General features: G+C 71.6%; 17 protein-coding genes and 1 tRNA gene. 14 read left to right on the top strand and 4 right to left on the bottom strand.

Annotated features, from left to right (window positions below; all coding sequences use genetic code 11):
* Positions 1–41 precede the first annotated feature (41 nt).
* The gene (locus ACKI2N_RS02845; RefSeq protein ID WP_426990368.1) at positions 42–2369 is read left to right on the top strand and encodes a fimbria/pilus outer membrane usher protein; all 2328 of its coding nucleotides are present in this window, start codon (positions 42–44) and stop codon (positions 2367–2369) included.
* Positions 2370–2416: 47 nt separating this feature from the next.
* The gene (locus ACKI2N_RS02840; RefSeq protein WP_420998434.1) at positions 2417–3382 is read left to right on the top strand and encodes a spore coat U domain-containing protein; all 966 of its coding nucleotides are present in this window, start codon (positions 2417–2419) and stop codon (positions 3380–3382) included.
* A 71-nt stretch (positions 3383–3453) separates the two neighbouring features.
* Here ACKI2N_RS02840 and ACKI2N_RS02835 read toward each other — a convergent pair whose 3' ends face one another.
* Both ACKI2N_RS02835 and ACKI2N_RS02830 read right to left on the bottom strand, forming a co-directional pair.
* Complete coding sequence (locus ACKI2N_RS02835) at positions 3454–4155, bottom strand: glutathione S-transferase C-terminal domain-containing protein (RefSeq protein ID WP_420998435.1); 702 nt, start codon at positions 4153–4155, stop codon at positions 3454–3456.
* Between the two features lie 154 nt (positions 4156–4309).
* On the bottom strand, positions 4310–5215 hold the full coding sequence (locus ACKI2N_RS02830; RefSeq protein ID WP_420998436.1) for a LysR family transcriptional regulator: 906 nt from the start codon (positions 5213–5215) through the stop codon (positions 4310–4312).
* Positions 5216–5312: 97 nt separating this feature from the next.
* On the opposite strand from ACKI2N_RS02830, the gene ACKI2N_RS02825 reads away from it, so the two are divergent.
* The 3 genes from ACKI2N_RS02825 to ACKI2N_RS02815 all read left to right on the top strand — a co-directional run bounded on the left by ACKI2N_RS02825 (position 5313) and on the right by ACKI2N_RS02815 (position 8184).
* Complete coding sequence (locus ACKI2N_RS02825; protein ID WP_420998437.1) at positions 5313–6311, top strand: NAD-dependent epimerase/dehydratase family protein; 999 nt, start codon at positions 5313–5315, stop codon at positions 6309–6311.
* Positions 6312–6756: 445 nt separating this feature from the next.
* A tRNA-Leu gene (locus ACKI2N_RS02820) sits at positions 6757–6843 on the top strand.
* A gap of 243 nt (positions 6844–7086) precedes the next feature.
* Positions 7087–8184, top strand: coding sequence for a DNA alkylation repair protein (locus tag ACKI2N_RS02815; RefSeq protein WP_420998438.1), 1098 nt, complete (start codon positions 7087–7089; stop codon positions 8182–8184).
* A 14-nt stretch (positions 8185–8198) separates the two neighbouring features.
* Here ACKI2N_RS02815 and ACKI2N_RS02810 read toward each other — a convergent pair whose 3' ends face one another.
* The gene (locus ACKI2N_RS02810; protein ID WP_420998439.1) at positions 8199–8945 is read right to left on the bottom strand and encodes an SDR family NAD(P)-dependent oxidoreductase; all 747 of its coding nucleotides are present in this window, start codon (positions 8943–8945) and stop codon (positions 8199–8201) included.
* A 247-nt stretch (positions 8946–9192) separates the two neighbouring features.
* Here ACKI2N_RS02810 and ACKI2N_RS02805 point away from each other — a divergent pair, with 247 nt between their 5' ends.
* Both ACKI2N_RS02805 and map read left to right on the top strand, forming a co-directional pair.
* Positions 9193–9444 carry a ParD-like family protein gene (locus tag ACKI2N_RS02805; RefSeq protein WP_420998440.1) on the top strand — a complete coding sequence of 84 codons (252 nt, stop codon included), beginning with the start codon at positions 9193–9195 and terminating at the stop codon, positions 9442–9444.
* Complete coding sequence (gene map / locus ACKI2N_RS02800) at positions 9441–10259, top strand: type I methionyl aminopeptidase (RefSeq protein ID WP_420998441.1); 819 nt, start codon at positions 9441–9443, stop codon at positions 10257–10259. The genes ACKI2N_RS02805 and map overlap by 4 nt, the downstream gene beginning before the upstream one ends.
* A 39-nt stretch (positions 10260–10298) precedes the next feature.
* Here map and ACKI2N_RS02795 read toward each other — a convergent pair whose 3' ends face one another.
* Entirely contained in the window at positions 10299–11027 is a 729-nt protein-coding gene (locus ACKI2N_RS02795) for a hypothetical protein (protein WP_420998442.1), read from the bottom strand.
* Between the two features lie 229 nt (positions 11028–11256).
* Between ACKI2N_RS02795 and ACKI2N_RS02790 the strand changes: the two genes are divergently transcribed.
* The 7 genes from ACKI2N_RS02790 to ACKI2N_RS02760 all read left to right on the top strand — a co-directional run bounded on the left by ACKI2N_RS02790 (position 11257) and on the right by ACKI2N_RS02760 (position 19446).
* Positions 11257–11394, top strand: a complete 138-nt coding sequence (locus tag ACKI2N_RS02790) for a hypothetical protein (RefSeq protein WP_420998443.1) — start codon at positions 11257–11259, stop codon at positions 11392–11394.
* A 188-nt stretch (positions 11395–11582) separates the two neighbouring features.
* Positions 11583–12254 carry a DUF2076 domain-containing protein gene (locus ACKI2N_RS02785; protein WP_420998444.1) on the top strand — a complete coding sequence of 224 codons (672 nt, stop codon included), beginning with the start codon at positions 11583–11585 and terminating at the stop codon, positions 12252–12254.
* A gap of 648 nt (positions 12255–12902) precedes the next feature.
* Positions 12903–14462 (top strand): efflux transporter outer membrane subunit, encoded by a 1560-nt coding sequence (locus tag ACKI2N_RS02780; RefSeq protein WP_426990819.1) that lies wholly within the window; start codon positions 12903–12905, stop codon positions 14460–14462.
* A gap of 45 nt (positions 14463–14507) precedes the next feature.
* Positions 14508–15767 (top strand): efflux RND transporter periplasmic adaptor subunit, encoded by a 1260-nt coding sequence (locus tag ACKI2N_RS02775; protein WP_420998445.1) that lies wholly within the window; start codon positions 14508–14510, stop codon positions 15765–15767.
* Positions 15768–15875: 108 nt separating this feature from the next.
* Entirely contained in the window at positions 15876–17429 is a 1554-nt protein-coding gene (locus ACKI2N_RS02770; RefSeq protein WP_420998446.1) for a DHA2 family efflux MFS transporter permease subunit, read from the top strand.
* 86 nt (positions 17430–17515) lie between these two features.
* Positions 17516–18754: a helix-turn-helix domain-containing protein gene (locus tag ACKI2N_RS02765; RefSeq protein ID WP_426990362.1), complete on the top strand. Its 1239-nt coding sequence runs from the start codon at positions 17516–17518 to the stop codon at positions 18752–18754.
* A 38-nt stretch (positions 18755–18792) separates the two neighbouring features.
* A complete protein-coding gene (locus ACKI2N_RS02760; RefSeq protein ID WP_420996281.1) occupies positions 18793–19446 on the top strand; it encodes a DUF5074 domain-containing protein in 654 nt (217 codons plus the stop codon).
* Positions 19447–19456 lie beyond the last annotated feature (10 nt).

The following is a 19456-nucleotide window of genomic DNA, read 5'->3' as shown; positions in this document are numbered from 1 at the left end:
CGCGTCCGCCGCGCCCGCAGGCGGCGGCGTGGGCCGTCGGCATGATGTTGGCGGCGGCCGGCGCGGCACGGCCCGGCGGCGCCGCGCCGGCCGCCGCCACCGGCGAGGCCCCATGCGCGCTGCCGCCGGCGGGCGCGGCGATGCGCGCGGCCACGCTCTACCTGGAACTGGTGGTCAACGAACTGCCGAGCGGGCGCGTGGCACCCGTGCTGCAGCGCGACGGCGCCTATTTCCTGTGCGCCGCGGACCTGGCGGGTGTCTCGGTGCGCGCCGACGCCGCCGCGGGCGAGCTGGTGAATCCCGCCACGCTCGCCGGCGTGCGGGTCGAGTACCGCGGCGCCGAACAACAGCTCGGCCTGACCGTGCCGCCGGCGTGGCTGCCCCGGCAGCCGGTGGGACAAGCCCGGCAGCGCCGGCACGCGCCGGCGGCGGTCAGCCCCGGCATGCTGCTCAACTATGACGTGTACGCCAGCGCCGCGGCCAGCGCCGGCGCGCCTCCCGCCGTGTCCGCCTGGAGCGAGCAGCGGATGTTCGGCGGATGGGGCAGCGCCGCCAACACCGGCGTCTACCGGCATGGCGGCGCCGGCGCGGCCGGCGGCTACCTGCGCTACGACACCGCGTGGACCTATTCCGACCAGGACCGCATGCACACCTACCAGGCGGGCGATCTCGTCACCGGCGCGCTGGCGTGGAACAGCGCGGTGCGCCTGGGCGACATCGCCGTCTCGCGCAACTTCAGGGTGCGCCCGGACCTCGTCACCTATCCGCTGCCGGAATTCTCCGGGCTGGCGGCGGTGCCCAGCGCGGTCGACCTCTTCATCAACGGCAGCAGGGCAGCCACGGGCCACGTCAACCCGGGGCCGTTCACGCTCGGCAACGTGCCCTTCATCAACGGCGCCGGCGAAGCCACCGTCGTCACCACCGACGCGCTCGGCCGCCAGGTGTCGGCCACCATCCCGTTCTATGCCGCCAGCACGCTGCTCAAGGCCGGCTTGTCGGACTACGCGCTCGCGGCCGGCGCGATGCGGCGCCACTACGGCAGCCGTTCGCTGGCCTACGGCAAACCCGCGGCGGCGGCCACCCTGCGCCGCGGCATCACCGACAGCCTCACCGTCGAAGGCCATGCCGAGGCGGGCAAGGGACTGGCGCTGGGCGGCCTCGGCGCCGGCGTGGGCATCGGCATGCTGGGCACGGTCGACCTCGCCGCGGCCTTCAGCCGGCTCGATGGCCGCGCCGGCCAGCAATACGCGCTCGGCCACGGCTATGCATCGCCACGGTTCAGCGTGGGCGTGCAGCATATCCGGCGCAGCGCGGGCTATGGCGACCTGTCCGCCTACGACCGGCCCGCCGGCAGCGGCCACCACATGGCGCGCGGCAGCACGCAGGCCACGGCGGCGCTGCATTTCGGCGGCGGCACGCTGGGCGCCGGCTATGTCGACGTGCGCGCGAGCGGCGGCACGCATGCGCGCATCGCCAACCTGTCCTATACGCGCGCGCTGTCCGGCGGCGCGACGCTGTTCGCCGCCATCAACAAGACCATCGCCGGCCGCGGCGTGGCCGCGCAGCTGCAGGTGGTCGTGCCGCTCGGCGCCAAGGGAACGGTGACCGGCTCGCTCGCGCACGAGCGCGGCGGCGCTAGCCAGCGCGTGCAATACAGCCGCGCCGTGCCGAGCGACGGCGGCCTGGGCTGGAACCTTGCCTATGCCGGCGGCGCGGCGCGCTACCAGCAGGCGGACCTTGCCTGGCGCAACCGCTACTTCCAGGTGCAGGGCGGCGTGTATGGCGGCGGCGGCCAGGCACATGCGCGCTGGGGCGAAGCGCAGGGCTCGCTGGTGCTGATGAACGGCGCGGTGCTGCCCGCCAACCGGATCGACGACGCCTTCGTGCTGGTCGACACGCAAGGACACCCCGGCGTGCCGGTGCGCTACGAGAACCAGGTGGCCGGCGAGACCGACAGCCGCGGCCACCTGCTGGTGCCGTGGGCGCCGTCGTACTACGCGGCGAAATACGAGATCGATCCGCTCGGCCTGCCCGACGACGTGCGCGTGCCCGTGCTCGAGCGCCACGTGGCGGTGCGCGGCCGCGCCGGCGCGCTGGTGACGTTCCCGGTGGAAAAGGTGGTGTCGGCCCGCATCCGGCTGGTCGACGGCGCCGGCGCGCCGCTCCGGCCGGGCGCGCGCGTCACGCACCGCGAAAGCGGCCAGACCGCGCTGGTCGGGTGGGGCGGCGAAACCTACCTGGAAGGGCTCGCGCTGCGCAACCACCTGCGCGTGACACGCGCGGACGGCAGCCGCTGCGCCGCCACGTTCTCCATCCCTCCCGGCGCCGGCCGCATCCATCAAGTAGGCCCGCTGGCCTGCGGCGAATGACGCGGCGGCCCACTTCGATCCGATCATGTCATTGCGAGGAGCGGAACATGAAACGCCTTCACGGCACCTGGCGGCGCTGCCTGGCGCCGGCACTGCTCGGCCTGCTGCTGTCGCCGCCGGCGCGGGCAAGCTGCTCGGCCATCGCCGGCAGCCCGGCCTCGTTCGGCACCGTGGGGTCGTTCGCGGCGCGGACCCAGCCGCTGGCCACCTCGACCGTCAACAGCGGGCTGACCTGCACCGGCGCCGTCGCCGGCTTCCTGATCCTGGGCGACCAGATCAACGCCGTCATCACCTCGGCCAACCAGGGCAGCCTGGCCGGCCCCGGCGGCGACACGATCCCCTACCGCATCTATGCCGACCCGCAAGGCAACGTGCCCCTGAACATCAATACCGGCTACAACTGGGCCACCGGCCAGCTGGCGAACTTCCTCGGCGTGTTCGGCGGCCCCTCGAAAGCGCTGCCGCTCTACCTCCGCACGCTGCCGGCGAATGCCAGCATCGCCGCCGGCACCTATACCGACACGGCGACGATCTACTGGCAGTGGGGCTATTGCGCGGGCATCGGCGTGCTGGGCGCGTGCCTGGGCAGGGACGCGGGCGGCGGCAGGTCGGCATTCGCGCTGACGCTCACGGTGACCAACGACTGCCTGATCGGCGCGTCCGACATCGACTTCGGCGCCGCGCCCACCGTGACGAGCTTTGCGCCGGTCAGCGGCAGCCTGTCGCTGACGTGCACGAAGGGCATGGTCTTCACCGTGGGCCTGAGCGGCGGCAACTTTCCCGCCCCCGACGGCCGCCGGCAAATGGCGAGCGGCGCGCGCCGCCTGCAGTACGACATCTTCGGCCCGGCCGGCACGGTATGGGGCGCCGGCGCCGGCCGCGCGGGCAGCGGCGGCCCCGCCGACGGCATCTCGGCGAAATCGTTTCCGTACACGGCAAGGATCTATGCCGACCAGCCCACGCCGCCGGCCGGCACCTACGTCGACAGCGTGATCGTGGACGTGCGCTACTGACTTGCGCTACCGACTTGCGCTACCGACGGGCGCTACCGACGGGACGCAACGGAAAGCCGCGCCGTGCCGGCCTACCGCGCGCCCTGCCCCATCGCCGCGCGCACCCCGTTGCAGTGCCGCACCAGGTTCGGCCGCGACAGCACGAAGCGCTTGAGCGGCGTATCGATGTCGTAGCAATAGATGTTGGCGACGAAGCCGTAGATGCCCGCGTCGGTGCTGGCCGGCGCGGCGCCGAACAGGAAGGCCTGCTCGCCGATCAGCCGGGACACCACCGCGAGGTCGGCGATGCCGCGCGCGTACACGTCGTCCGGCTCGTAGCGCCCGATCCCCTGGTAGTAGTAGCGCTCGAAGTTGTACTTCTGCGCGGCGACGAGCGCGTCCTCGGTGAGATCGGGATGCGTGCGCAGCAGGGCCGCCATGAAGGCCGGCCAGTAGCGCTCGTCGCGCCAGCGCGAATACGACATCACCCAGTACAGGTCGTCCAGCGTGCGCCGCACGAGGTGGTCGAGGTCGCGCTGCGCGCCGGTCAGCGCCGCGTCGATGGTCAGGCCGCAGCGCTGCGTCACGTGGCGCACGATGGCGTCGCTGTCGCCGATGGCGTGGCCGTCGTCATCCACGTAGGGCAGCTGCGCGCGCGGCGCCGACCTCGCGTCGAGGATATGGCGATGCTCGAACGCCACGCCGCACAACTTCAAGAACGCGAAGACCTTGAGGCCGTAGGGATTGTTGTCCTCCACGCCGAACAGGTCCGGGTAGGAATAGAGTGTGATCACGCGGCGCTCCTTGCTGGCGGCCAGCCTGGCACGAGTGTTCCCGCAGTGTTCGGGAAATGGCCGCGCAAGGCAAGCGCGAACGCGGGGCGCGCAGCGGGCAGGCGCCCGCGCCGCCACATTCGCCAGCGCCGCGGCCACGCCCATGCACGCCGCGTCACCTGCCGATCTTCCCCTGCCCGGCGTATGCCGCCAGCCCCTCGGCCAGCGCATCGAACGCAGCCCGGCAGCGCGGACTGTCGCGCAGGTCTTCGTGCATCGTCACCCAGGTCTCGAGCTGCATCGAGAACGCCGCCGGCAGCACGCGCACCAGCGTGTCGTCGCGCGCGGCCAGCGCGGCCTGGCAGATGCCGATGCCCACGCCGCCGCGGATCATCGCCAGCTGCGCGAGGTCGCTGTCGGTGCGGATCGCGAAGGCATCGCGGGTGAACTCCCGGAAAGACCGGCTGGCCGCGCGCACGAACGCGCTCGGCTGGTCGTAGCCGATCAGCGCATGCCTGGCCAGCTCGCTGGTGCGCTGCGGCGTGCCGCACCGCACCAGGTAATCCTTGCGCGCATGCAGGCCCAGCTCGATATTGCCGACCCGGCGCGCCACCAGCTGCGCCTGCTCGGGCCGCATCATGCGCACCGCGATGTCGGCCTCGCGCCGCAGCAGGTCCTGCACGCGGTTGGTCAGCACCAGCTCGACCTTGAGCTGCGCATGCCGCCGCCGCAATTGCTCGACGATGGGCGGCAGCACCTCCACCCCGACGACCTCGCTGGCCGATATGCGCACCACGCCGCGCACGCCTTCGCCGTAGCCCGAGGCCGCGCGCTCGAGCGAGGCGGCGGTGCTGGCCATGGTCTCGGCGTAGGCGCGCAGGCCCAGCGCCGCCTCGGTCGGGGTCAGGCCGAGCTGCGAGCGGGTGAACAAGGCCACGCCCAGCGCCGCCTCCAGCGCGGCCACATGGCGCCCCACCGTCGGCTGGGTGAGTCCCAGCTCGCGCGCCGCGCCCGACAGCGAGCCCTCTTTCAGCACGCTGAGAAAGGCGCGGTAGAGTTCCCAACCGATATTCGAAGTCATACATAAATGTATAGCTACTAGTACCAATTAGGCAATTTCCGTTTATCCCGCGGCGTCCCAGAATACGGCCATCGACGGTCTTTTCCTGGAGAGCAAGATGGCAAGCAGCAACACGGTTCTGGTTCTTGGCGCCACCGGCGGCGCCGGCGGCGAGGTCGCGCGCCAGCTGCGCGACGCCGGCTGGGACGTGCGGGCGCTCAAGCGCGGCGCCGCGCAGGCCGTCGAACACAAGGACGGCATCCTGTGGATCCGCGGCGACGCGCTCCGGCACAGGGACGTGCTCGACGCCGCGGCGGGCTGCGCGGTGATCGTCCACGCGGTCAACCCGCCCGGATACCGCAACTGGTCGCAGCTGGTGCTGCCGATGCTCGACAACACCATCGCCGCCGCCATCGCGCAGGGCGCGACCATCGTGCTGCCCGGCACGGTCTACAACTACGGCCCCGATGCCTTTCCCGTGCTGCGGGAAGACGCGCCGCAGCGGCCGCGCACCAGGAAGGGCGCCATCCGCGTGGAGCTGGAACGGCGGCTGGAACAGGCCAGCCACGCGGGTGCCCGGGTCATCATCGTGCGCGCCGGGGACTTCTTCGGGCCGGGCGCCGGCAACAACTGGTTCTCGCAAGGCCTGGTCAAGCCCGGCCGCGCGGTGAAGACCATCAGCTATCCGGGCCGGCGCGGCATCGGGCACCAGTGGTCCTACCTGCCCGACGTCGCGCGCACGATGGTCGAACTGCTGGCGCGCCGCGACAGCCTGGAAGCCTTCGCCCGTTTCCATACGGCCGGCCACTGGGATGCGGACGGCACCCGGATGAACGATGCCATCCGCCGCGTGATGCTGCGCCGCACCGGGGCCGCGCCGCGCGTGGCCGCCTTCCCGTGGTGGCTGGTCACGCTGGCCTCGCCGTTCGTGGCGACGCTGCGCGAACTGCGCGAGATGCGCTACCTGTGGGAGACCCCCGTGCACATGGACAACGCGCGGCTGCTGGCGGTGCTGGGACACGAGCCGCACACCCCGCTCGACGCGGCGGTGGAGGCGACGCTGGCCGGCATGGGCAACCTGCCGCCGGCCGGGCGGGCGGCGATGGCGGCGGCGTAGCGCGCCGGCCGGGAGCGGCAACGGCGCCGGCAATGCTGCCCTGCACCGGTCGCCGTACGGGTTTATGCCAACTTTTCGCCGGCCCCGCGTTGCGGTCTACTGAAAACGCGTTAAGACGTGGCTGGAGCGTGGATCCGTACCGCTGTGCTTGCCATCGACTTCCAGCCGTGGATTCCTATACCGGGAGACGACACCATGGTGACCAAGCAGGATGATGCCTTCGTTTTGAAGAACCTTCTCGCACTGGCAGCACTGGAAGCGCTTGGCGGCGCGATCGCGCTGGGGTTCGCCTTCAACCTCCTGACCTGACAGGAACACCCGGGGCGCCCGGCCTCCCCTCCCGGCAGCCGGCATCGGCGCAGCCCCGGGCGGGACTGCGCCGGCCCGTCCCCGAACCGGACGCTTGCAAATTTCCATTTCTTGGGTAAAATGCGCGGCTCAGCTTGCCCAGGTGGCGAAATTGGTAGACGCACTAGGTTCAGGTCCTAGCGGTGGCAACACTGTGGAGGTTCGAGTCCTCTCCTGGGCACCACGAAGCTGTACGGCGCAGTAACAGGCCGGAAGAAGATAGCAGGAAGCAGTCCATCGGAACCCCGCGAAGCCTTGCGCCAGCGGGGTTTTGTGTTTTCCGGCATGCGCTTTCGCCGCGCCGTCCCCGCGCGCGCTTACCCGCTCTTGCTCTCCCCCGAAGTCTCCTGACGGAAACTGACAGCAGCATGATCTATGCTGCCGCCACCAGACCGATCCACGGTCCGAACCGGCACGAGACCTATCCATGACCAAAGCTGCGCCAGTTCCGCTGAAACTGGCAATGGGCGAGCAGCGCTTGCGCGAACTGGCGAAGCTGCTGCGCTCCGTTGCCCCCGACTTCGACGCGAAGACCTTTCTCGCGGTTGCGCTCGACGGTCTTGAAGACCTGACCCTGATGGCGCGCGTGCGCCAGGCGAGCGCCGCCATCCACGCGGCTTGCCCGTCCGGCTTCGACGGCGCGCTCGCCATGCTGAGCGAGGCCGCGCCGCGCCTCGGCGGCGGCTTCATGTCGCTGGTGCCGCCCGACTACGTCGGACAATACGGGCGCCATGCGTTCGACGTGTCGATGGCAGCGCTCAGGTATTTCACGCAGTTCGGCTCCTCGGAATTCGGGGTCCGCGAATTCCTGCGCGACGACCTGCCACGCGCGCTCGCCACCATGGAAGCGTGGTCGACGGACCCCAGCGACGCGGTGCGCCGCCTGGCCAGCGAAGGCAGCCGCCCGCGCCTGCCGTGGTCCTTCCGGCTCGGCGCGATAGAGGCCGACCCGGCGCTGACCGCGAAGATCCTCGGCAACCTGCGCGCGGACGGCAGTCTCTATGTCCGCAAGTCCGTGGCGAACCACCTCAACGACATCGCCAAGACACACCCGCAATGGGTGCTGGACCTGGTGGGGAAATGGCCGGCCGGCAATGCGCATACCGCGTGGATCGTGAAGCAGGCGCTGCGCACGCTGGTCAAGCAGGCAGACCCGCGCGCGCTGGCGGCGATCGGCGCGGGCGCCGCGCCGCGGGTGGCGGTGGGCGGGTTCGCCGTCACGCCGGCCAGCATCGCGCTGGGCGACTCGGTCACGCTGTCGTTCGAGCTGGTGTCGACGTCGCCGGACCCGCAGAGGCTGGTCGTCGACTACCGGATCGCCTACGTGAAGAAATCCGGCGCGACCTCGGCCAAGGTATTCAAGCTCAAGGCACTGTCGCTGGCGGGCGGGCAGCGCGTGTCGGTCCGGCGCAGCCAGCATATCCGCGACTTCACCACGCGCACGCATTACCCGGGCCGCCACGAAGTGGAGCTGGTCGTGAACGGCCAGCGCATGGCGAGCGCGTTCTTCGATCTGCGCCGCTGACGGCGCGCCCGGGCCTAGAGCTTCGAGCCGCCATCCACGCGCAGCGTGTCGCCGGTGACCCAGCGCGCGTCGTCGGAGGCGAGGAAGGTGATCGCCCCGGCAATGTCGTCGGCCTGCGCGATGCGCTTGAGGGCCTGCATGCCGAGCGCGTAGGCGCGGCCGTCGTCGGTCTTCACGATGCTCGACATATCGGTGTCGACCACGCCCGGCGCCACCGCGTTCACGCGGATGCCGCGCTCGCCCAGTGCGGCGGCAAAGTGTCTGACCAGCGTGTCCACCGCGCCCTTGGTGGCGGCGTAGGCCGACAGCGTGCCGACCGACGCGCGCGCCGCCAGCGACGACAGCAGCACGATGCTGCTGCCCTTGCACATCACCGGCAGCAATTGCTGCACGAGGAAGAACGGCGCGCGCACGTTCACCGCGAACAGGTCGTCGAAATCCGCCACGGTCATGTCCGCGATGGCGACCGCCTTCGAGATGCCGGCATTCGCCACCAGGATGTCGAGCCGGCCGCCGACCACCTCGCGCACGCGCGCGGCCAGCGCGTGCGGCCCGTCCGCGGCGCGCAGGTCGGCGGCGACCTTGCGCGCGTTGCCGCCGGCCGCGCGGATCTCGGCCACCACCGCGTCGGCCGCCTTTTCGTTGCTGCTGTAGTGCACGAGCACCTGCGCGCCGGCCCGGGCGAGGGCGAGCGCGCTGGCGCGGCCGATGCCGCGGGACGCGCCGGTGACGAGTGCGGTCTTTCCGCTGAGGTTGGTCATGGTGAGACTCCGTTTGGCGAGATCAAGGAAGGGGGTGGCAAAACGCGGACGGCCGTCGCCGCCTTGAGCCGTAATCTAGTCACGCCGCGCGGAAAGGAAAAAGACTTTGCAGGCTGGCGGGCATGCCTCAAAGGCATGGCAGCGAGCGCCGGGCCGGACGGCATTGCGCCGCTTCCGGTACTTCGCCCTTGCCACCGGCGCAGGCCGTGGTAATATACGATCCGTTTATGTTTCGTATATTCAAAAAATGGGCATCGTCAAAATCTCGGACCAGATGCACGAGAACCTGCGCCTGAGCAGCAGTGCACTGTCCCGTTCCATCAATGCGCAGGCCGAGCACTGGATGCGCATCGGCATGCTGGCCGAGCTGAACCCGGCGCTCAACCATGCCGAGATCTGCCAGTTGCTCATGCGCGCCGAGCAGGCCGGCCACTTCGACCTGGCCACCATCCTGGCCGGCGAAGCCCCGCGGCTGGCCGCCGCCGGAGGCGCGCGATGAGACGCGGCGTGCCGATCAAAGCGCCGGCGGAGATCGCGCTCTCCCGCGAAGCCGGCAAGCTCGCCGCCGACGTGCTGCGCATGATCGCGCCCCACGTGAAGCCCGGCGCCAGCACGGCGGACCTGGACCGCATCTGCCACGACTACATCGTCGACGAGCTGAAGGTGACGCCCGCCAACATCGGGTATCACGGCTACCAGAAGACGCTGTGCACCTCGGTGAACCAGGTGGTCTGCCACGGCATTCCGTCGGCCGCCAAGGTGCTGAAGGCCGGCGACATCGTCAATCTCGACGTGGCCATCATCAAGGACGGCTGGTTCGGCGACACCAGCCGCATGTACTTCGTCGGCGAGCCCGCGCCGCTGGCCCGCAAGCTGGTGCGCACCACCTACGAAGCCCTCCTCGCCGGCATCCGCCAGGTGCGCCCCGGCGCGACGCTGGGCGACGTGGGACACGCCATCCAGACGGTGGCGCACCGCGAAGGCTTCAGCGTGGTGCGGGAATACTGCGGGCACGGCATCGGCACGATCTATCACGACGAGCCGCAGGTGCTCCACTACGGCAACCGCGGCGAAGGGCTGCGCCTCAGGGAAGGCATGGTGTTTACCATCGAGCCGATGATCAACGCCGGCAAGCGGCACGTCAAAGAGCTGCCGGACGGCTGGACCGTCGTGACCCGCGACCACTCGCTTTCCGCGCAATGGGAACACATGGTGGCGGTGACGGCGGACGGCGTGGAAATCCTGACGCCGTGGCCGGACGGCCCCGGGGAGTATGAAGACCTGGAGGCGGGCGGCGGCGCCGAGGCGGCCTGAGCGGGCGGGCCCGCCGGCCGAAGGAAGGCGCGGCGCGGCCTAGCGGTGATGCTCCTGCTCGTCGTCCGCGCCAAGGCTGCCGCCCAGGCCGCCGCCGCCCAGGCCGCCGCCCATGCCCATGCCGCCGCCTCCACCGCCGCCACCCTTGGCGCCGCCCTGTTTCGCTTCGCCGCCGTCGCCCTTGCCGCGCGCCGCCGACGGCCGCGCCGGGCCCTGCCTGGGGATCGGGAGACCGGCGGGCACCGGCTCCAGGTCGAGCACATGGCGGATAAAGTCGCGCAGCGAAATCACCAGCGCGTCGGTGTGCGTGGGGCGGCCCGCCACCAGCTCGGCCGCGGCCTTCGCCGCCAGCCGCACCTGTTCCTCGGTGCCCAGCAGGATGATGTCGGACAATGCCGCTTCCACCGCGTCGCGCATCCGCCGCGTGCGGTCGACGCTGCGCCGTTGCGCCACGAGTTGCTCGCCCACCGCCGCCGTTCCTGGCCCTTCCTCCTCCTCCCGCCCGGCGGCCGGTTCGCCCTGGCGCAGCAGGTCGCGCAGATGCGTGGGATCCACCGCGAGATTGCCGGTGAAGGACCCGCCCAGCGTCTTGTAAGCCGCAATGAGCGTGCGCAGGCGCTCGTTGATCTGGCGGTTCTCGCGCTCGCGGCGCTGCTGGATCGTCTGCATGGCGAGCAGGCGTATGCCGACCCCGATCAGGGTGATCACGGCCAGCCCGAACAGTGTCGAAAGCAATCCCTGCCAGGAACTGAAATCCAGGTTGCGCATGCGGTGGCTCCAGAGGGCGTGAATGCCATATCTTGCCAGAACGGCCCTCCCGCCCCGAACACCGGACCCGGCAACGCCGGCGCCCGCGGACGAGCGCCATGCCGCCGGGAAGCAGGGCGAACCGCATTCCCCGCGCGATATTTCCCGATATTCCCCTTTGCCGCGCCTTAACGGCGTATGCTGGATAGGCCCTCCGGCAAGCAATGCAAGACTCCACAGGAGTACCACCATGGCCAAGAGTCAACTACGCGGCAACCGCGAAGCCAAGAAACCGAAGCAGCCCAAGAAGCCCGCCGCCCCCGCCGCCCCGTTCGGCGCGGTGCAGTCGCGCGTCGGCAACGACGGCGTCGCCAAGAAGAAGTCCTGAAACAGCCATCCCGGACAGAACGCCTGAACCGACGCCTGAAACAGCCACCGCGGCACCCGCCGCAGCGGCCAGCCGCCGCGAGGCGTGGCAGGCACCCGACACCGCCGTCGTTTTCGCCGTCGTTTTAAGTCTTGCTTAAGTCTCGGCCCCTAGACTGGGATCACTCAACAACCCGGATAGGTGGTGCCATGACCCCCCAAGAGATGCAAGCACTGGACGGCTTCCTGACCCAGTTGACGCAAGCCCGCGCGGGCGCGAAGGATCCCCAGGCGGAGGCGCTGATCGCCGACGCCGTCGCCAGGCAGCCCGATGCCGCTTACCTGCTGGTCCAGCGCGCCCTGCTGCTCGACCATGCGCTGGCCTCGGCCAAGACCCAGATCGCCGCGCTCCAGAACCAGCTGCAGGCCGCGCAGGCAGGCGGCGCCAACCGCTTTCTCGATACGGAAAACGCCTGGGGCGTGCACGCCAGCCCCGCCGTGGCGCGTCCCGTCATGCCCCCGCCGGCCAGCGCGCCCGCGTCGCTGCCGCCCGAACCGCCGGCCATGCCGGCACAAGCTGCCCGGCCGGGTTTCCTGAGCGGCGGCCTGGGCAGCGCGCTCGGCGGCATCGCCACCACGGCCGCCGGCGTGGCCGGTGGCGCATTCCTGTTCCAGGGCCTCGAAAACCTGTTCCACCACAACAGCGGCAGCGGCTTCCTCGGGCAGCCCGCCGCCGGGGCGCTGCCGACCGAGACCGTCGTCAACAACTACTACGACAACGACGACCGCTTGTCGCAGAACCAGAACGACGGCGGGCTCGACAACGGGCTGGACGACCTCGGCACCGACGACTTCCTGGACGACGACTCGTTCAACGCATGACGGCACGGCGCGCGTGCGCGCCATGCACGTCGTGCGAGCGGTGCGAGTGGTGCGCGTAACGCGCGTACCACGCCGGCCGCCACCCACGGCTCCCCTGGCAACATGACCCTCCCGGCCACGCCGGGATGGTCCACTGGCTCACGAAAGCGATGTCGATCGTCGACAGCCGCCGCCGGCGCCGCTCGCGCGGCCCTGAGCGCACGCATGACAGCCCGGCCCTCGCGCCGGGCGGCTTCGTCATGGCGCCATGCCCCGATCCCCGCATCCGCATTTCCCCCGGCGCCACGCCCGGGCGCCGCGCTTTCTCGCTGACATCCCCGCCCGCGCCTGCGCCGGTCCTTCCCGCCTTCCATCACGCGCCCCGGTCGCCCCCACGCGCGGGTCCGCGCTGACGCGGCGCGCCGCGCGGCGGCCCGCGCGCCCGCACCCATGCGCCAGCGTGCATCTAAGCAAAAACGCCCCCGCACCGAAACCCGCGTCGCGCGAGACCGCCTACTCTTGCCACGAGGTTATCGCTCGCTCAGCGAAGGACATGACGGTACGGGCCGGCGAAACACACACCGATGATGTTCACCGCATGGAGCCACTCGCATGATCCCGACCGAAGACGAGCCCCCCGTCGCGCGCCGCTTGCGCGGTTCGCCCGCCATGCAGGGCCGGACCGGCTCGCGGGCGGTCCGCATGCCGCTGGCCGCGGCCGCCGCCGCGCTCGCGCTGGCCGGCTGCGTGAACTATGGCGGCATCCACAGCGACAGCCAGATCGCCACGCCCGCGCAGTACGCCACCGCGCGCAGCCTGCCGGCCGAGGGCGGCCAGTGGCCCTCGCTCGACTGGACCGCGCAGTTTGGCGACCCGCAGTTGCCGCGGCTCGTGGCCGAGGCGCTCAAGGGCAATCCCACCATCGCCGAAGCCGGGGCGCGGCTGGCCAAGGCCAGCTCCTATATCGACTCGTCGCGCGCGGCGCTCTACCCGCAGGTGCAGGGCAGCGCGGGATGGAACCGCCTGCGGCTTTCGCCCAACCTGCTGCCGCCGCCGTTCGGCGGCGTCTGGTACAGCGAGTACGACACGCTGGCGAGCGCTTCCTGGGACCTGGACCTGTGGGGCAAGAACCGCGCGCGGGTGGCCCAGGCCGTCTCGCAGCAGAAGGCCGCCCAGGCGGACCTGCAGCAGGCGCGCGTGACGCTGGCCGCGACGGTGGCGCGCACCTATAACCAGCTCGCGCAGCTCTACGCGCTGCGCGACATCGCGCGGCGCGAGATCGACAACCGCGTGGCGATCGGCGCGATCACCGAAGACCGCGTCGCCGCGGGCCTGGACACCAACCAGCAGCGGCAGACCGCGCGCGGCGACGTGGCCACCAGCCGCGCCACGCTGAGCCAGTTCGACGGGCAGATCGAGGTGGTGCGCTACCAGTTGGGCGCGCTGCTGGGCGCGGGCCCGGACCGCGGCCTGCAGATCGCGCAGCCGGTGCTCGGCGCGGGCGCGCCGGTCACGCTGCCCGACGCGCTGCCGGCCGACCTGATCGCGCGCCGCCCGGACATCGTGGCGGCGCGCTGGCAGGTGGAGGCCGCGCTGCAGGACGTGAAGGAAGCCAAGGCCGAGTTTTTCCCCGACGTGAATCTCTCCGCCAGCCTCGGCCTCGACGCGCTCGGCTGGGGCCGCTTCCTGCAGGCGTCGAGCCGACAGATCGAAGCCGGCCCGGCGATCCACCTGCCGCTGTTCGACGCGGGGGCGCTGCGCGCGCAGCTCAAGGGACGCTACGCGGACTTCGACGCCGACGTGGCGCACTACGACCAGACCCTGGTGAACGCGCTGTCGGAAGTCGCCACGCAGGTGTCGTCGATCCGCTCGACGGACCGGCAGCTCGGCGATGCCAGGCAGGCGCTGGACGCCTCCACGCGGGCCTACCAGCTCGCGGTGGTGAACTACCGGGCCGGGCTGTCGCCGCAGCTCGACGTATTGCAGGCAGACCAGGCACGGCTCGCGGCGGAGCAGACGGTGACGAACCTGGCGATGCAGCGGCGCGACCAGCAGATGACGCTGATCCGCGCGCTGGGCGGCGGCTTCGACGCGCAGGCCGCCGGGCTGGCGATGCCGCCGGCGGGCGGCGCCACCGCATCGTCGCCGCCGGCCTCCCCGCCAGCGCCGCTCACCGTGTCCGCCGCCACGCCGGCCGCGCCCGCGAACGCAGACGGCATCGCCCGCTGAACCAGTCACCCAGACCCGACCGAACAAGCACCCGGAGCAAAAGCCATGAGCACCTCACCTCAACAACCGGCAGCGGATCCGCTGCCAGAAGCCCAGCACGGCCCGCGCCGCCTGCTGATCGTGCTGCTGGCGGTCGTCGTCGTGATCGCGGCGGTGGCCTACGGGCTGTATTACTTCCTGGTGGCGCGCTACCACGAGAGCACCGACGACGCCTACGTGAACGGCAACGTGGTGCAGATCACCCCGCAGGTGACCGGCACCGTGATCGCGGTGCGCGCCGACAACACGCAGACGGTGCGCGAAGGCCAGCCGCTGGTGGAGCTCGACGCCGCCGACGCGCGCGTGAAGCTGGAGCAGACCGAGGCCGCGCTGGCGCAGACGGTGCGCCAGGTGCGCGGCCTGTTCGTCGACGACGCGCAGCTCGCCGCCCAGATGGCGGTGCGCGAGTCGGACCTCGCGCGCGCGCAGGACGACCTGCGCCGGCGCCTGGCGGTGTCGCAGACCGGCTCGGTCTCGCAGGAAGACATCTCCCACGCGCGCGACGCGGTCAGGAGCGCGCAGGCCGCGCTCGACGCCGCGCGCGAGCAGCTCGCGGCGAACCGCGCGCTCACGGTCAACACCACCATCGCCAGCCATCCCGACGTGCAGGCCGCCGCCGCGCGCGTGCGCGACGCGTACCTGGCCAACGCCCGCAACATGCTGCCGGCGCCGGTGATGGGCTACGTGGCGCAGCGCTCGGTGCAGGTAGGCCAGCGCGTGCAGCCGGGCACGCCGCTGATGGCGGTGGTGCCGCTGCAGGAAGTGTGGGTGGACGCGAACTTCAAGGAGGTCCACCTGCAGCACATGCGCATCGGCCAGCCGGTGACGCTGACGGCGGACGCCTATGGCTCGTCGGTGACGTACCACGGCCGCGTGGCCGGCTTCTCGGCCGGCACCGGCTCGGCGTTCTCGCTGCTGCCGGCGGAAAACGCCACCGGCAACTGGATCAAGGTGGTGCAGCGGCTGCCGGTGCGCGTCGCGCTCGACGCGAAGGAGCTGGAGCGGCATCCACTGCGCATCGGGCTGTCGATGCACGTGGACGTGGACATCCACGACCAGAGCGGCAGCGAGCTCGGCAACGCCGCCACCACCGCGTACCAGACCGACGTGTTCGCCAGATACGGCGACGAGGCCGACGCGGAGATCGCGCGCATCGTCGCGGCCAACGCGGCGACCCGCTCCGCCACCCCCGCCACCCCCGCCACCGCCATCGGCCGTGCCGCCCCGCGCAAGGGCGCGGCCACGAAGCTGGCGCAGGCCGCGTAGGCGGCGGCAACAGCGGCAGCAGCAGCAGCAGCAGCAGCGTCACCAGCGCGGTCCCGCCAGCGGGCAAGCCGGCCGGTTCGCCGAACGACTCATCACGAGGCTCAATCCATGGCTCAGGCTCAGGCACCTCTTCCCCCGATGCAGGGCGGCCAGCTCGTCCTCGCGACGATCGCGGTGGCGCTCGCCACGTTCATGAACGTGCTCGACACCTCGATCGCCAACGTCGCGATCCCGACCATCTCCGGCAACCTCGGCGTCTCCGTCGACCAGGGCACCTGGGTCATCACCGTGTTCGCCGCGGCCAACGCCGTGTCGATCCCGCTCACCGGCTGGCTCACCCAGCGCGTGGGCCAGATCCGGCTGTTCGTCGCCTCGATCGCGCTGTTCACGCTGGCCTCGTGGCTATGCGCCATCGCGCCGAGCCTGCCCGTGCTGCTGGTCGCGCGCGTGCTGCAAGGCGCCATGGCCGGCCCGCTGATCCCGATGTCGCAGGCCATCCTGCTGGGCTCCTATCCAAAGCAGAAAGCCGCGACCGCGCTCGCGCTGTGGGGCATGACCGCCACCGTGGGCCCCATCGCCGGCCCCGTGCTGGGCGGCTGGATCACCGACAACTACAGCTGGTCGTGGATCTTCTACATCAACATCCCGGTCGGCATCTTCGCCGCCACCGTCACGTGGATGCTCTACCGCAAGCGCGAGACACCGACGCGCAAGGCACCCATCGACGCCGTCGGCCTGGGGCTGCTGGTGGCCTGGGTCGGCTCGCTGCAGGTCATGCTCGACAAGGGCAAGGACCTGGACTGGTTCAACTCGCCGGTGATCGTCGTGCTCGGCATCACCGCGCTGCTCACGTTCCTGCTCTTCCTCATCTGGGAGCTGACCGAGGAAAACCCCATCGTCAACCTGCGGCTGTTCGCGCAGCGCAACTTCTTCGGCGGCACCATCGCCATCTCGATCGCCTATGCGGTGTTCTTCGGCAACCTGGTGCTGCTGCCGCAATGGATGCAGGAATTCCTCAACTACCGCTCCGTCGACGCCGGCCTCGTCACCGCGCCGCTGGGCATCTTCGCGCTGCTGCTGTCGCCGCTGGTCGGGCGCGTGCTCAAGCCCGGCAACGCGCGCGTGCTCGCCACGCTGTCGTTCCTCGGCTTCGCCGTCGTGTTCTACATGCGCACCAACTACGTGACCGACATCGACACCTGGCACCTGGTGCTGCCCACGCTGCTGCAAGGCATCCCGATGGCGCTCTTCTTCGTGCCGCTCACCTCGATCATCCTGTCCGGGCAGCCGCCCGAGCGGCTGCCGGACGCGGCCGGCCTGTCGAACTTCGCGCGCGTGTTCTGCGGCGCGGTCGGCACGTCGATCGCGGGCAACGAATGGAACAACCGCACCGTGCTGCATCACGTGCGCCTGACCGAGCAGGCCAGCATCGACAACCCGATGTTCAACCACCAGATCGACGCCCTGCATTCGCTGCTGCACCTGGGCACCGATTCCGCGCACGCGCTGTTCAACTTCACGGTCAACTCGCAGGCCGCGATGATGGGGCTCAACGACATCTTCTTCGTCTCGGCCGCCATCTACGTGCTGATCATTCCGCTCATCTGGATCACGCGCCCGGCCAAGGGCGGCGGCGGCGGGCCGCCGGTGGTGGCGCACTGAGCGCGGCGCGGCGCCGGGCGGATGGCCGTGTGCTAGATTAGCCGCGGACATCCAACGGCGGGGGTGACAAGCGTGGCGGGATTCCGATGGACTCGCTGATCGCGGCGGCGGCGCGCGCGCTCGCCGCCGGCGATCCGCTCGGCGCGCTGAACCGCGTCGCCCTGCGCGACGACGCGCCGGCGCTCGCGCTGCGCGGCATCGCGCTGGCGCAGCTCGGCGATTTCGCGCGCGCCCGGGCGCTGGTGCGCGGCGCCGCGCGCGCCTTCGGCCCCAGGGAAGCCGTGGCGCGCGCCCGCTGCGTGGTGGCCGAGGCCGAGATCGCGCTGGCCGCGCGCGACCTCGGCTGGCCCGCGAAGGCGCTCGACGCGGCGCGCGCCACGCTGGCCGCGCACGGCGACCCGGTGAACGCCGCGCATGCGCGCTATCTCGCCATCCGGCGCCTGCTGCTGATCGGCCGCCTCGACGAAGCCGCCCACGCGCTTTCCGCACTTGCCACGCACGCCGCACCCGACCCCGCGCCGTTGCCGCCCGCGCTGCGCGCGGCCCACGAGCTGATCGCCGCGGGCATCGCGATGCGGCGCCTGCAGCCCCGGGCCGCGCGCGCGGCGCTGGCCCGCGCCCGGCTGGCCGCGCGCGACGCCGGCATCCCCGCGCTGGCGGCGGAAGTCGAGCACGCCCGCGCCGTGCTCGACGCGCCCGCCGCGCGCCTGGTCGCGCGCGGGCAGGCGCGGCCCGTGCTGCTCGACGAAGTGGAAACGCTGCTGGCATCGCCGGTGCTGGTGGTGGACGCCTGCCGCCACGCGGTGCGCGACGCCGGCCACGTGGTCTGCCTCGCCACGCGCCCGGTCCTGTTCACGCTGGCGCGCGCGCTGGCCGAGGCGTGGCCCGCCGACGTGCCGCGCGACACGCTGATCGCCCTGGCCTTCCGCGCCCGGCACGCCGACGCCTCGCACCGCGCGCGGCTGCGCGTGGAAATCGGCCGCCTGCGCGCGTTGCTGCGCGCGCTCGCCGGCGTGGACGCCACGCCGCGGGGCTTCGTGCTCTCGCCGCGCCGCGCGCGCGAGGTGGTGCTGCTGGCGCGGCCGGTGGAAGACAAGCACGCCGCGCTGCTGGCCTGCCTCGCCGACGGCGAGTCGTGGTCCAGCTCCGCGCTGGCGCTCGCGCTCGGCGCCAGCCAGCGCACCGTGCAGCGCGCGCTCGACGCGCTGGCCGCGGCCGGCAAGGTGCAGCCGTTCGGCCACGGCCGCGCGCGGCGCTGGATGACGCCGCCCGGGCCGGGATTCTCGACGACCTTGTTACTCCCCGCGCCGCTGCCGAGTGAGTAGGATGCACTCCACCACCACCGCGCGACCATGAGGCAGACATGAAACGATCCGCAGCCGAAATCCTCCGCGAATACGGCCCCTTCCCGGGCATCGGCCACGTCGCCGGCGTCACCTATGACGGCCACCACGTCTGGTTCGCCAGCGGCGACAAGCTCAACGAGCTGGACCCGGCCAGCGGCGAGACCGTGCGCGCCATCGCGGTCGCCGCGCACGCCGGCACCGCCTTCGACGGCCGGCACCTGTTCCAGATCGCCGAAGACCGCATCCAGAAGATCGATCCGGGCAGCGGCCGCGTGCTCGCCACCATCCCGGCGCCCCGCGGCGGCGCCGTCTCGGGCATGGCTTGGGCCGAAGGCATGCTCTGGGTCGGCCAGTACCGCGAGCGCAAGATCCACCAGGTCGACCCCGAGACCGGCGCGGTCCTGCGCACCATCGCGTCGAGCCGCTTCGTCACCGGCGTCACCTGGGTCGACGGCGAACTCTGGCACGGCACCTGGGAAGCCGAGCAGGGCGAGCTGCGGCGCATCGACCCGCACACCGGCGAGGTGCTGGAACAGCTCGACATGCCGGCCGGCGCCGGCGTGTCCGGGCTCGAGTCCGACGGCGCCGGCACGTTCTACTGCGGCGGCGGCGACAGCGGCAAGCTGCGCGCCGTGCGCCGGCCCGCGCGCGACCGGGCCGGGGACGAGTGAGCGGGCGCGG

It is taken from the genome of Cupriavidus sp. 30B13, assembly GCF_049059565.2.
Taxonomy (GTDB): Bacteria; Pseudomonadota; Gammaproteobacteria; order Burkholderiales; family Burkholderiaceae; genus Cupriavidus.
The sequence above is the reverse complement of the archived record's forward strand: the minus strand, read 5'-3'. Positions and strand labels throughout refer to the sequence as shown.